Genomic DNA, 13,853 nt, shown 5'->3' on the forward strand with positions numbered 1-13,853 from the left:
TCGGCGCTGGGCTATCGCACGCCAAATCAAATGGCAGAAACCTATAACTTAACCACGAGGACTCTCTTAGAAAAGGCTTGCTAAATGGGGAGCATTACACCTGCCATATACCGGATGAGGCCAAATGGCTCTTCTATGCCGGGAAAGTATGTGCGGCGGCGGTAGCCGAGATTGCGGCGGAGAACCAGGCATCGATACTCGTATTGATGGACAATGATACTATTGTACTCTCGGAACCGTCAGATTTCGAGCTTGCTTCCGACCAATGCCTCGCATATTGCCCGGTCATGCATAACCGTTCCGGTTCTCTTTTCGAGGCGCCGCCGGATGATTTCTGGAGCCGTATTTATCGTGTGCTTTCCATTTCAGATGATATGCTGTTCCCGATGGTAACACCGGCAGACAATCAAAAGATAAGAGCCTATTTTCATATTGGGCTGGTCGTGGCCAGACCCGAAAGAGGGGTCTTGCGCCGTCTGGCAAACGACTTCGGGCTCTTGTACAGAGACCCTGTCCTGGCGGACATGTGCCGGAACGACCGTGATAAAAAAGTATTTCTTCACCAGACCGCCCTGGTCGGGGCGCTGCATATCGTTGCCCGGAATGAGATGATTGAATTACCCGGTCGATACAATTACCCTGTTTTCTTTGAGAAGCGATATAAGTCAGAAGCTGTCTTCAATTCCATTGAAAATGTGATTATACTTCGCTGTGTCATTTCCGAAAAAGATGCCGGTCCCGATTGGGATCGCAGGCTGACCGGCCCGCCCGAGAAATTAGCCTGGCTGAAGGAGCGGCTTTTTCTGAAATAACGTAATTCCATAGATGTTGGAGAAATAAATGGAAGAAATGACTGGATACTGCGGCTACAATTGCCATTTGTGCGCTGCCCGATCCGAGGACCCGGCCGTCAGGCAAAAACTGGTTGACGGTTGGCGGAAAATATTCGGACTTCAGATGTATACGGCGGAAAATGTCAAATGCGGCGGGTGCCGTGGGAAGTCTAAGATTGCGGACAAGGAATGCCAGGCGCGACCGTGCGCCATGGAGCGCGGCGTGGATAGTTGCGCCGGCTGTGATGATTTTGTCTGCGATAAACTAAGAAATCTTATCAGCAACAGGCAGTCAATGTTGGTGTTTCACCAGGCGCGTCTGAAGACATTGACGGAGGAAGAATATAATCTTTGCATAAGGCAATTTGACGGAATGCCGAATTTATTAAAAATTCTGGTCAAGGCGGAAAAACTGCCATCATGGGTAATAAATGATCCTGATAAGCAGATTTAGGAATAACACCAAAAAATCTTATTAGCCATAACTCATTGTGGTGTAATCGCATAATCAAATTGAACTCATAAATTTTCAGAAAAGATTAAAGACTTGATTGACTTTTAAAACCAGATTAGTTTATTGTGGTGTGAAATTTAAGGAACTCAGACAAGACAAAACTTGTTAAAATAGTTGTGGACTTTTTAATTAAAACCGATATATTAAATAGTCGTAATTGGTTGCTTTAACGCTTTATTGAGGCTTTGTTAATCTTATAAAATCTCCAGAAAAGCTTAATTTGGTAACCGAAGCGCAATAGTGCGCATGAACGGGTTTATCTCAACGAACGCAATCCCTACAGGATGAGGTTTTTAGTGGGGATAAACAAGACCGGAGAGTAGAATGAATATCTACATTGGCAATCTGTCGTTTGACACGACGGAAGATCAGTTGAAAGAAACATTTGAGAGCTATGGTGAGGTCTCAAGTGTAAACATTATCAAAGACAAGTACACCGGAGAGCCCAGAGGGTTTGCTTTCGTAGAGATGGCCGACAAGAGTGCGGCTGCCAGTGCAATCGCTGAGCTGAACGGCAAAGACATGAACGGCCGGGCGCTGAATGTTAATGAAGCGCGTCCGCGCACCGATCGTCCCAGCGGCGGCGGCGGTGGAAATCGCGGCGGCGGTGGTGGTGGTTATCGTGGCGGCGGCGGCGGTGGTCGCGGTCGTTACTAAAAAGACTCTTTGCTGTTATAACAGCCTTTAAATAGTCTTTGAACTGAGAGACCGGAAGTAATTCCGGTCTCTTTTCTTTTGGGAAATAACTGAGACACCTGTGGAGACTTCGGTCACACCGGTGTGCGGCCTGCCTAAATCAATCCTTTTCAATACGATAGAATTCCGCCGGCTCGCAGAAAGCGCCTTCACTCTTCAGGTGCTTGAGGATAAACGCCTGAAGATCTGCCGGCGATGCTGTCAGGACCAGCTTGTCACCGGCCATAACCGAGGACAGTTCTCCGGGATTCTCGGAAAGATATTTTTTCAACCAGTCATACTCTATCGTCGAAACCACCAACATCGGCTCGATCTGGTGAACACGGTAAAATGAATGGACGCCTATCAAATGATCCCGGTATAAATCATTTATATTTACTCCGGGATCCCGCGGATAAAGGTCAAGGAAGAGTTCGCCGCCGGATCTGAAAAGATGAGCTTCGAACCTCGATTCCTGCTCATATTCAATATTTGTCATGATGTAGGCCTTTTCCCCGGCCATTTCGAAAACGACATGAGTATCGCCATCCTTCTCCGCCCAGGTGCCCAATAGGGACTGTTCGAAAACAAGATCCTTGTTTTCATAAAACGGATTCAGCGATACCGTCAGACAGCCGCACATAATCAGGGTGCAGCTAATCAAGCCAAAAATGACTGCCCTTCTCATAAAAAAATCCTTTCTTTGGTTTTCTATCCCAGGAGGTCATATGATATTAAAGATTCAAATTCTCTTAAATACGGCCTTTGCCATATTATTCTAATATACGAAATTAAAAATCTCTATACGCTCGAATAAAATAATTCCCATAAATTTTCGGCTTAGTGAAGAACTTTGACACGGTTGCTTTCAGGTCCGGAGAAAGCCAAAAGCAACCTTATTCAATCGGTTACAACACCTTAATATCTTCTTATCTTATTAATTCACAAGAGAATATCAAAAATGTCATCTGTCAAAGAATCATTTCAAAATGGTTCAAAGCTAATAAAATTCCTTCATTTTTTATTGACAAGAATAGACGATTTTCATATAAATAGTCTAGCCAACAGACAACTTTCGCTTAAAAACTACATCCTTTGGTGAAGCTGCGCAAAATCGTCGCCGCCCGCCGTGTAGTGTAGTTTAACTGCAACACATAAACGCTTTAATTATGAAAGGAGGATTCACAGTTTAAAAAGTTATCCAAAAATTAGACCACCTCAAAAACTAACTTCTCTTTTGGAGGATTCCAAGTATGAAAAGGTTAGGAATCGTTGTCTTTTGTTTTCTCATCCTGTCTTTGGGAACTGCTTTTGCAGATGACATCATCAAAGTCGATCGCCCCACCGACGCCCCATCATTTCTTGGTTATGTCAAGGGTGAGATAATTGTCCAGTTCAAGGCCATGGACAGGCCGGTTGCACCACGGCTTTCCCCGACCAGCGGAAAAGCCGTCATGGGCATCAGTTCACTGGACAATATTGCTGAAAAGTATTATGTCGATGAAATTCGACAGCAGTTTGTCGGCGCCAGGCCGGAAGTAAAAAATGGAAGGACTTTCGATCTGTCGCGCTATTATAAGGTCAAGTTTGACCCGGATGCAAATATCGATGAGGTCATGGAAGCCTATCGGAACGATCCGAATGTCGAGTCCGTGGAGCCGATCGGCATCCATGCCATGTATGCCACACCGAATGACGGCTATTACAGCTACCAGTGGTATCACAATCAAACCAGCGATCATGATATCGATTCTCCCGAAGCCTGGAATATCGAGACCGGCAGCACCGCCATGATTATCGCCCTTCTCGATTCCGGCACCCGCTATTACCATCCCGATCTGGGCGGCCTTTATGCCTCGCCGACCAATGTCGGGGCCTCACGCGGTAATATGTGGATCAACACGACCGAGTTGAACGGATCGACCGGCGTGGATGATGACGGTAACGGGTATGTCGATGACTGGATTGGTTATGATTTTATCAACGGCGTCAGTAACTGCTGGACCGGAGAAGACTGCACCACCAAAGATAATGACCCACGTGACTTCAACGGTCACGGCACCCATACCGCCGGCATTATGGGCATGATTACCAATGACGGCTATGGTATGGCCGGTACCGCGGGCGGCTGGTTAAGCGGCTCCCAGGCCGAATACGGCAACGGTGTCAAAATCATGCCCCTTCGCATGGGTTATTCCTATAATTATCTGGGTCAGGAATACGGCGTCGTTATGATGGATGCCGCGGCCGAGGCCTTCTACTATGCCGCCAATAATGGCGCCAAAATAGCCTCGTGCAGCTGGGGTTCATCAAACTCCGGCGGTCTTGGCGCGGCCATTGACTATTTCCTGGCAAGCGGCGGTATTGTTTTTGTCGCGGCCGGTAATGACGGCACCCAGACGGCTGATTACATGAACGGTCGCGGCGATCTGGTTTCGGTTGCCGCCACAAATCAAAACGACGCTGCGGCCAGCTTTACGACCTATGGAACCTGGGTCGATATTTCCGCCCCCGGTGTCGGTATTTACTCGACCTATCACGATCACACCGATCCCAATACCAATTATTGGGCCTCGATGGACGGCACCTCGATGGCAACGCCGATGGCGGCCGCGGTGGGAGCCCTGATCTGGTCGCATAATCCATCATGGACAGCGACTCAGGTCAAGAACCAGCTCTATTCCAGCGCCGACAATATCGATGCCTATCTCTCTTCGACCTATATCGGCAAAATGGGTGCAGGCCGGATCAACTCATACAATGCGGTCAATACCGGACCGGCGCCGCCGGTGGCCGCCTTTACCGGAACGCCGACTTCCGGCTGTGTACCGCTGACAGTCAATTTCACCGATCAGTCGACCGGCAGTCCGACAAGCTGGAGTTGGACCTTCGGCGACGGCGGCACTTCGACGGCCCAGAATCCCTCGCACACATATAATTCCGTGGGAACATACACCGTCACCTTGACCGCCACCAACTCCGCCGGCAGCGACGGTGAAACCAAGACCAATTATATCACTGTAAGCACCACGCCGACAGCCGGATTCAGCGGTTCGCCCACTTCGGGTGAAGTTCCGCTTACGGTCAATTTCACCAACAGTTCAACCGGCGCAACATCATATTCATGGACATTCGGTGATGGCGGCACTTCGACCGCAACCAATCCGAGCCATACCTATACGACGGCCGGGACATTCACGGTTGCCCTGACGGCGATCAATGGCTGCGGGAATAACACTTATACCCGGACCAATTATATCAATGTCACCTGCACTGCTCCGGTGGCCAACTTCAGCGGCAGTCCGACTTCGGGATATGCGCCATTGACGGTTAACTTCACCGACCTGTCGACCGGTGCGACAAGCTGGAGCTGGAATTTCGGCGATGGCGGCACCTCAACCTCGCAGAACCCATCGCACACATATACATCTGCCGGGACATATACTGTTGCTCTGACAGTGACGAATAGTTGCGGCAGTGATGGCGAGACAAAGACCGGATATATAACCGTCACTCAACCATCTACACCTTATGCCGCTCCACCATATTCGACCGGATTTGAAACAGGTTCATTTGATCAATACTGGTTTACGCAATCGAGCAATTCCAATGGCCGTATCCAGATAACCACGGCAAATACGCCGCGCGGGTCATACCATATGACCATGGATGTTATCACAAATGGGACATACGCCCAGAATGAGGCCTGGCTGAGGCTGAATCTGGCCGGAAAGAGTGATGTCGACCTGACTTTCTGGTGGAAAGAGTTCGGGGATGAGGATCACACGCAGGACGGTGTCTTCTTCTCGGATAATGGCGGTTCGACCTTTGTCAAGGTGCGGAACCTGACGGGCGGAACCACTACTTATCAGCAAATCCTTATGAGTGTTGATCAGTTGGCCACGACTTACGGTCTGAGTTTGACCAGCACATTCGTCATCAAGTTCCAGCAGTATGACAACTATGCCATCTCAACCGATGGTATGGCCTTTGATGATATAAGTGTCGTCTCATATGACGTCCCGCCCGTAGCTGATTTTTCCGGTAACCCTACTTCCGGCACGGTCCCCCTGACGGTCAACTTCACTGACCTGTCGACCAATAATCCGACCAGCTGGAGCTGGACCTTCGGTGACGGCGGAACCTCGACGGCGCAGAACCCGTCGCACACTTATAACAGTGGGGGCACCTATACCGTCTCCCTGACGGCGACCAACGCTTTCGGATCCGACGGCGAAACCAAGACGGGCTATATCATCGTGAGTGCCCAGGGCGCTTGGACGACTATCACCTATGACGACTTCGAAAGCGGCATGGGTTCTTATACCGACGGTGGCGCCGATATGTCGCGTTATACCGGCGGTACTTACGCCTATCAGGGTTCGGCCGCGGCCGACATTCAGGATAACAGCGGTGTGGCTTCATCATTTTATCATACCGGCAGTTACAACGTGACCGGCTATACGGAATTGGAAGTCGAATTCTACTTCGTTGCCATAAGTATGGAGAGTGGTGAAGACTTCTGGGTTCAATATTATAACGGTTCCGCCTGGCAGACGGTTGCTTCATTTGCACGAGGTATAGACTTCAACAACGGGACATTTTATCACGTGATTGTGACCATATCAAGGAGCAATTACAATTTCCCGACCAATGCCAAACTACGATTCCTGTGTGATGCCAGTGGTGATGCCGATGATGTTTATATCGATGCCATCGAGTTCCGTGGCATGAGCGGCACCAGCCAGGTCGCGAAAGTCACACCGATCATTCCTCAGGAATTCTCAATCTCGCAGAATTATCCGAACCCGTTCAACCCGGTGACCTCGATCAACTTTAATTTACCGAAGGCCTGCCAGGTCGATCTTTCTGTCTTCAATATTCTTGGGCAGAAGGTGGCCACGGTTGCCGACGGACAGTTTGAAGCGGGCATGCATACGGTACAATGGAACGCCGAGCAATGCGCCAGCGGAATCTATTTCTACAAGATTCAGGCGGGCGAATTCACGGATTCCAGGAAAATGCTGCTCCTGAAGTAAACCTGCTTATATGCTGATTAAAGGGACAGGCCAACCGCCTGTCCCTTTCTTATTTCTTTAATGTGAATCAGGTTTCAAAATGTTGGTGCAATAAGGAAAATAATTCCGGGAAATATAGAGATAGATCTCATTTGACACAGGCGACCCGGGTTATACATCACAGGGATCGATTATTACAGGTGCTGACGGGCTTTTCAGTCGAATGTATTTACTTTTACCGGACCCGAGAAGTATAAATATTCGCGATTGATACCATGGCGTGGGAGACAAGCTCCAGTCGGAGTGTCGCATGAGAATTATTTTTGCCTGGGACCTCTCCTTGTGTTCGAATATTACTAGTTGATGGGCATTTTAGGGTCCGCTTCAGACTTTACCGGCACCGGTGTCAGATCCGCCTCTTTACGACTTACGGTAATATATTGCAATGTTTCGTTAACCGCGGACGAGACAAAAGCGCAGGATAAAGATAGCGCTCCCAGTGATTCGGCAAGCTGCTCATAGTCGATTTCTCTGCCGAAAATATAAATGAATCCTTCGCCGAGAAATGTATCGGAGACAACGGAAACACCGGCCAGAAGAATGAAACCGCCCAGGAATATACCGAAAATTGACGTCATTTTATGTCGGTGCAAATAAACAAGAAAGAGAAGTATTGCACCATAGGTCAGAAATATGTATACATCCCTCAAATGAAAAATACTGCCAAGGTTTTCATGCACCATATATATTTCATCATAGGCAAGGAACAGCAAAAAGAGACTTACGAGCAGCCACCACCACTTTTCCTCCGATCCGTTCGACGGCAGCAATTTCAGCCAGCGTACGACAAACATCAGATAAGTAATAGAGGCTCCAAAAATAAAATTGACAGCGGTAATAAAATCACCCATACCTGCTTCGGGAGTGGGCTGAATTTTGAGAATACGAATCGAAAAAAAGACAATGTACATGATGGCCGGAAGCAGGAGAATATAAATATTACGAAATGATAATAAGTGCTTATGATTGGCAAACATAACTGGCACTCAACTTTCGTTTAAGGTCTGTATATTTTTAAAGCGCCGGAAAATGATTTATTCCAGTATTCTATTAAGATTTCTTATTCCCCAAATTCACCGAGCAGGTTCCCTTTTCCGGGTATAAGTTACGGTTTACCTTGAAGGGGCAGCCTTCTCTTTAACTACCATTCGGCCCAAAAGCCGAAATCCCGGAGTGTTGACACGCTCATGAAGATATTATCGTCTTCGGGATCAGCTCTCTTTATTTCCCGGATGCAGCAACAGCGTCAATATTATTACTTCTGATCACTATCGGGCGCTTTGCCGCCTCTTCAGCCTTGCAATCAAGCCAATAAACTTAAAATTAATGGGCTTTTTCCCAAAAACAATAAAAATCTGCGTACTTGGAGAAAAAAGTCTTAGAATAATTAACGCAACGGGCAGTTTGCAGGCCCCGGTCAGGCCGGGCTATTTTTCGCCGGGAAGTTGGGACATTTCCCCTGCCAGAATCGTGTATGACGGGTGATTCAGACCGGTCGGCGGATAGAATTCATCATGCGTATATCGAAACCTGAGTTTTTTCAAGAGCCGCCGTGAAGCTTCATTCGAAGGATTATGCCCGGCGAACAAACCGGCCGCGCTAAGAGAATTGAAAGCATAATCCATGACCGCCAGGACCGCTTCCTGTGCCAGTCCCATCCCCTGATATTCCGGTTTCAAATGAACGCCGATTTCATAAATCCTTTCATCCGGCTTGTATGGCCTCAAACCGCAGCATCCGACATGCGCATTATCGGCAATCGTGAAAATCGGCCAGTACTGGACACCACAAGCAGACATGCAGACAATTTCCTGATTCAGCCTGTCGCGGATCTGCTTCTCGGAAAACGGCCCGCCGATCAATTTGGTCACTTCGAGATTCCCCCACAGTTCAAGAGCCAGATCAAAATCATTTTCTGTCCAGGGTCGGAACCCAAGACGCTCGGTCTTAAGGAAATAAATAGTTTGCCGGTTTTCATGCATATATTCGACCTATTTCTATTTACAGACCCTTATAAGATGGTCAATCAGTTGTTCCTGCTTTAAAATACAAATATTTCTATCCCCAACGGAAGGAAAAATACGCCAAAAATGGCTTGTCGAATTTCCCACTATATCTTAATTTGAATTACAATCCTGTCCAGGACAAATAAGGAGAATATCATGAGCTGTATAAATATTGTCTCAAAAGACGCGACGTCGGTAATTACCATGTCGCGGGGTAAAGTCAATGCCATTAATCCGGATTTTGTCGCGGAGCTGTCCGGGCATCTGGCGGAACTGGCCGACAACCCGGAAGTCAAAACAGTCGTACTGACCGGCAACGGCAAATTTTTCTCATTCGGGTTCGATATTCCCGAAATGTATGATTATTCCAAAGAGGAATTCACGCGCTTTCTGGTATCATTCTGCAATTTGTATCGCGATCTGTTTCTATTTCCCAAACCGGTGATTGCCGCCATTAATGGCCATGCGGTCGCGGGCGGCTGCATTCTGGCGCTGGCTTGCGATTACCGGATGATGATCGATGATTCAGCCAAGATGGCTTTGAATGAAGTCACGTTCGGGGCGTCCATATTCGCCGGGACAGTGGCGATGCTCAAACATTGTGTCGGGAACCGCGCCGCCGAGAAAGTGCTTCTCACCGGGCATATGTTCAGCCCGAAAGAGGCTTTGGAACTGGGCCTCGCCGATGAACTGGTCAAGGCGGATAACCTGATGGAAAGCACTACTTTGAAAGCCGAGGAATACGGACGGCGTTACAGTCCGGCTTTTACCAGTTTGAAACGATTGCTTCGTCAACCGGTGGTCGATGAGTGGAGTGATCGCGAGGAGGAATCCATCCGGGAGTTTGTCGAAATCTGGTACTCTCCCGAGACGCGGGCGCAAACGAAAAAAATAGTGATCCGGTCATGATATTGAGGTAATTGGATTGAAATCCCCGAAACCCCCGATTCTCATCGGGGATGAAACGGTTTCGACATTGCGACTATGGAAAATAACAATATCAATGCTTCTATGGCTCACGGTTTGCAGAAAGTTCTGCATGACTTGGTGTCGCGAAAGAACATTCCGCATGCGGTAATAGCTGCAGCACTCGGTGATGGATCATTTCAATGGACCGGTGCCATTGGCAACGCAGCACCAGACAGAACAGCAATGACAGAAGATACACCATTTTTTATCGCAAGTATTGATAAGTTACTCACGGCTGCGGTTGTTTTGAAACTGTGTGAAAGGGACCATATTAAGTTGGATGAGCCGATTGCAGCTTATCTGACGGATAGACTGATTGGTGGAATACATCGGCTTCGCGGAGTTGATTATACCGATTCAATTACTGTTCGCCATCTTCTTGGCCACACATCAGGGCTTGCAGATTGGCTGGAAGATAGACCCAAAGACGGCGGAAGTATTATCGAACGACTATTTCAGGATGGCGATGTATCTATGAACATATACGATATGCTGAGCACTGTCCGCGACCGGCTTTCCCCACACTTCCGCCCTCAGCCGGTCGAGGTAAGACGCCAAAAGGTTCGATACAGTGATACGAACTTTATACTACTTATCGCCATAATAGAAGCTGTGACGGGAAAACAATTGCACGAAGTACATGAGGAACTTCTTTTCCGGCCCCTTGGCATGCACCATACCTGGCTCGCGGGTTATTCCCGCCCCTCTTCGCCGGGAATAGATCCATCGTCGCTGTGGATTGGCAGAAAGCCCTTGAACATTCCCCGGTTAATGCGCTCAACCTGGGCAATTTACAGTACGGCCAGAGACACTCTTAAGTTTATGAGTGCGCTTATACATGGCGACATTTTTGATACCCCGGAAACACTGAACCTGATGCAGCGGAAATGGAATCGTTTTGGTCTGCCGCTTGATCGGGTGGCTCTACGCCTGCCAACATGGCCCATAGAGTATGGTCTGGGAATGATGCGCTTCCACGACCCGATTCTCGGGGCCATGGGCCGCCTGTCACGCATATTTGCGCCCATCTATCCAGCGCCCGCTGTCATCGGTCATACAGGCTCTACCGGCTCATGGCTTTTCTATTGCCCGCAAATGGATCTGTTTTTTTCCGGAACGGTTGATCAGGCAAATGCCGGTCCCCTGCCTTACCGGCTTGTGCCGAAGATTCTTCGGCTTTTCGATGATTGTCGCAAACTTCGTGACAAAGACTGCTCGCGATGAAAGAATCGAACCTCCCATGATGCACTTCCTTTGCCGGACGTTGGTACCTTTGACAGGGTCTTCGCGTATTATAATTGGGATATTTCGGAAAACAAGGAATCGCAAAATCTACTTCAACAATACCATTTTCTTCGAATCTCTAAAGCCGTCAGCTTCTAATCTATAGAAATAGATTCCGCTGCCGGAGCCGGAAGCATCCCAGATGGCCGTATGATTTCCTGCGGAGTATCTATCATCAACCAGCGTTGCTATTTTTTGGCCGATGATATTGTAAATCTCAAGTCTGACATTTGAGGCTCGTGGCAGATAAAATTTGATTTCCGTAATCGGGTTGAAGGGATTAGGCATATTCTGATAGAGAACGAATTCGTTTGGCAGTAATCCTGTTTCGGAATCGGCCTCATCATTTTCTTTATAGACAATATTGGGTGTGGTCAATGGTATGACTCCGGCGGAAATCATTATTCTCATATGCATTCTCTGCAGGTTGACAGCGACAACATATTTATCATAGGACCCGCCGGTCAAATAAAGGTTCGTTAAATATGTAAGCGTCTGACTGGCTGTGGCCCCGTCAAAACTTACAATGTCGTACTGACTTAGTTTCCCGGAAGCGATATTCAGCAAATTAGCGCTTAAAGAGCGCTTGACCGAGGCATCAATGCTGCTTGAATATGCGCCCAGATATATGGCGGAAAGTTCTTCAAAAGTGATCGGTCTTGGCGGATTGCCGATATAGGTTACCGAATCAACTTGAATTTCAAAACCATCGTCTCTATCATATATATGGTCAAATATTGCTTGCGACAACGCCTCGAATTCATCGGGAGTCACCTCAACCCGGCTTAAGTAGTAGCCGCCCCTTTGAATATAAGTAAACTGATTTTTCCACCACCACCAGTTGTAATACCAATATGTGACAACCTGGCTGGTCAGATCAAAATAGACATCAACATCATAGCCTTCAACCATGACGTCCACCAATGTATCGGTTACCGGTGTAAAGCCGAACGGGGGCGTTAATACCACCATATAGCTGCCTTCGGGCACATCACTAAAAGAATAATATCCATACTTATCGGCGGCTATGTCGGTCAACAGGTTTCCGGCGGAATTGAAAAGCCTGACCTCAGCATTATATAGCCCGATTCCATCCGCCATCACTTGTCCTGAAATTCCAGACAATACCTGGGTCCCGATATCAATATAAATAGTCTGAGTGCATCCGGCGCTGTTACCGGCATCATCAGTCGCCGTCCAGGTTCGGGTAATGATATTATTGCCGATGACTTCATCAAAGACGATATCCACATTCGGATCACAGTTGTCGATGGCTGTCATTATCGGCGGATTCGGGATGGCATCAGGTGCCACCGTTATATTATCAGGACAATTGCTGACGAATTCGGGTGGTGTATTATCGCTAATAATTATAGTCTGGATGCACTGGGCGCTGTTGCCGGCGTTGTCGGTCGCCGTCCAGGTGCGCGTGATATCATTGCTGCCGACAAGTTCATTAAAGGCGATATTTACATCAGGATCACAATTGTCAGTGGCGGTCACCACCGGCGGATCCGGGATGGCATCACATTCGACCGTCATATTCGGCGGACAGCCGCCGGTAAATTGCGGCGGAGTCGTATCCAATACCGTGATAGTCTGCAAGCATTGAGCGCTGTTACCGGCATTATCCGTCGCCGTCCAGGTTCGTGTGATAATATTGGCTTGTTGAATATCATTATATGATAAAGTCACATTACCATTACAATTATCAGTAGCAGTCGGGTATCCGGTAGATTCGGGATCAATTGACGACCCGCAACTAACGACTAAATTGCCGGGACAGGCGATAGTCGGCGGAGTTGTATCTAAAACCGTTATGGTTTGAACACATTGGGCGCTGTTACCGGCATTATCCGTCGCCGTCCAGGTGCGCGTGATAATATTACCCTGTTGAACGTCACTATAAGTAAGGATTGTGCTGTCACTGCAATTTTCAATTACTGTAGGGTACCCAGTGGATTGTGGGTCAGTTGGAGATCCGCAATTGACAACTAAATTCCCGGGACAAGAAATAACCAAAGAAGACGTATCTGATATCGTTATAGTCTGAACACATTGGGCGCTGTTGCCGACATTGTCGGTCGCGGTCCAGGTCCGCGTTATAATATTGGCTTGCTGAATATCATTATAGGATAAAGCCACATTTTCACTACAATTATCGGTTGCTGTCGGGTATCCGGTAGATTCGGGATCAATTGATGACCCACAATTGACAACAAAATTATCGGGGCAGGCAATAGTCGGCGGAGTTGCATCTGATACAATGAAAGTCTGAACGCATTGGGCGCTGTTGCCGGCGTTGTCGGTGGCTGTCCAGTACCGCCTGATAATATTGTCATATTTAATATCCTTATAGGATAAAGCCACACTTTCATCACAATTATCTGTTACTGTCGGGTATCCGGTAAATTCAGGGTCAATTGACATTCCGCAGCTGACGACCTTATTATTGGGACAGGCGATGACCGGCCGAGTTGTATCCAATATGGTG

10 protein-coding genes and 2 pseudogenes are annotated in these 13,853 nt (G+C 47.9%); 8 read left to right on the plus strand and 4 right to left on the minus strand.

Annotation, left to right across the window (positions count from 1 at the left end):
* Positions 1 to 77 precede the first annotated feature (77 nt).
* The 3 genes from CVT49_15875 (at position 78) to CVT49_15885 (ending at position 2,004) form a co-directional block, all read left to right on the plus strand.
* Positions 78 to 812 (plus strand): hypothetical protein, encoded by a 735-nt coding sequence (locus CVT49_15875; GenBank protein ID PKK82007.1) that lies wholly within the window; start codon positions 78 to 80, stop codon positions 810 to 812.
* A gap of 28 nt (positions 813 to 840) precedes the next feature.
* The gene (locus CVT49_15880) at positions 841 to 1,287 is read left to right on the plus strand and encodes a hypothetical protein (protein ID PKK82008.1); all 447 of its coding nucleotides are present in this window, start codon (positions 841 to 843) and stop codon (positions 1,285 to 1,287) included.
* 384 nt (positions 1,288 to 1,671) lie between these two features.
* Positions 1,672 to 2,004 (plus strand): RNA-binding protein, encoded by a 333-nt coding sequence (locus CVT49_15885; GenBank protein ID PKK82009.1) that lies wholly within the window; start codon positions 1,672 to 1,674, stop codon positions 2,002 to 2,004.
* 139 nt (positions 2,005 to 2,143) lie between these two features.
* Here CVT49_15885 and CVT49_15890 read toward each other — a convergent pair whose 3' ends face one another.
* Positions 2,144 to 2,710: a hypothetical protein gene (locus CVT49_15890; protein PKK82010.1), complete on the minus strand. Its 567-nt coding sequence runs from the start codon at positions 2,708 to 2,710 to the stop codon at positions 2,144 to 2,146.
* Positions 2,711 to 4,613: 1,903 nt separating this feature from the next.
* Between CVT49_15890 and CVT49_15895 the strand changes: the two are divergent.
* From CVT49_15895 to CVT49_15905, 3 genes and pseudogenes are all read left to right on the plus strand, one after another.
* A pseudogene (locus tag CVT49_15895) lies at positions 4,614 to 5,537 on the plus strand (hypothetical protein).
* Between the two features lie 366 nt (positions 5,538 to 5,903).
* Positions 5,904 to 6,287, plus strand: a pseudogene (locus CVT49_15900) (hypothetical protein).
* A gap of 48 nt (positions 6,288 to 6,335) precedes the next feature.
* Positions 6,336 to 7,061 carry a hypothetical protein gene (locus CVT49_15905; GenBank protein PKK82016.1) on the plus strand — a complete coding sequence of 242 codons (726 nt, stop codon included), beginning with the start codon at positions 6,336 to 6,338 and terminating at the stop codon, positions 7,059 to 7,061.
* 335 nt (positions 7,062 to 7,396) lie between these two features.
* On the opposite strand, the gene CVT49_15910 is transcribed toward CVT49_15905, so the two are convergent.
* Positions 7,397 to 8,077: a hypothetical protein gene (locus tag CVT49_15910; GenBank protein PKK82011.1), complete on the minus strand. Its 681-nt coding sequence runs from the start codon at positions 8,075 to 8,077 to the stop codon at positions 7,397 to 7,399.
* A gap of 450 nt (positions 8,078 to 8,527) precedes the next feature.
* The gene (locus tag CVT49_15915; GenBank protein PKK82012.1) at positions 8,528 to 9,082 is read right to left on the minus strand and encodes a GNAT family N-acetyltransferase; all 555 of its coding nucleotides are present in this window, start codon (positions 9,080 to 9,082) and stop codon (positions 8,528 to 8,530) included.
* Positions 9,083 to 9,262: 180 nt separating this feature from the next.
* On the opposite strand from CVT49_15915, the gene CVT49_15920 reads away from it, so the two are divergent.
* Together CVT49_15920 and CVT49_15925 are read left to right on the plus strand one after the other, a co-directional pair.
* Positions 9,263 to 10,015 carry an enoyl-CoA hydratase/isomerase family protein gene (locus tag CVT49_15920; protein ID PKK82013.1) on the plus strand — a complete coding sequence of 251 codons (753 nt, stop codon included), beginning with the start codon at positions 9,263 to 9,265 and terminating at the stop codon, positions 10,013 to 10,015.
* Positions 10,016 to 10,090: 75 nt separating this feature from the next.
* A complete protein-coding gene (locus tag CVT49_15925) occupies positions 10,091 to 11,299 on the plus strand; it encodes a serine hydrolase (protein PKK82014.1) in 1,209 nt (402 codons plus the stop codon).
* A gap of 108 nt (positions 11,300 to 11,407) precedes the next feature.
* Here the strand turns inward: CVT49_15925 and CVT49_15930 are convergent, their stop codons facing one another.
* Positions 11,408 to 13,846 carry a hypothetical protein gene (locus CVT49_15930; protein ID PKK82015.1) on the minus strand — a complete coding sequence of 813 codons (2,439 nt, stop codon included), beginning with the start codon at positions 13,844 to 13,846 and terminating at the stop codon, positions 11,408 to 11,410.
* Between the last annotated feature and the right edge of the window lie 7 nt (positions 13,847 to 13,853).

Source organism: candidate division Zixibacteria bacterium HGW-Zixibacteria-1, from assembly GCA_002838945.1.
GTDB lineage: Bacteria > Zixibacteria > MSB-5A5 > GN15 > PGXB01 > PGXB01.